Origin of the sequence: Streptomyces sp. DT224 (assembly GCF_049844595.1) — a bacterium.
Taxonomy (GTDB): domain Bacteria; phylum Actinomycetota; class Actinomycetes; order Streptomycetales; family Streptomycetaceae; genus Streptomyces.
The window spans coordinates 1-210 of record NZ_JBNCLI010000082.1 but is presented as its reverse complement, the minus strand read 5'-3'; the positions used below and the strand labels follow the sequence as shown (position 1 = coordinate 210).

At 68.6% G+C, this 210-nt stretch carries 1 protein-coding gene; it reads left to right on the top strand.

The window, feature by feature from the left end:
- Positions 1 to 210 (top strand): hypothetical protein (locus ACLQ2N_RS36130; RefSeq protein ID WP_425820057.1); only part of this gene is annotated, 210 nt, incomplete at both ends.

The window sequence follows — 210 nt, the reverse complement described above, 5'->3', positions numbered from 1 at the left end:
GGCGGTGGTGGTCTCGGGCACCGAGACCGCGATCGCGGAGATCGAGGCGAAGACGTCTGCGCGGACGAAGCGCCTGCGGGTTTCCCACGCCTTCCATTCTCCGCTGATGGACCCGATGCTGGAGGACTTCCGCACGGCCCTGAGCGGCATTGAGTTCCATGAGCCGGCCCTGCCGGTGGTCTCGAACGTCACGGGCCGACTGGCCGAGGC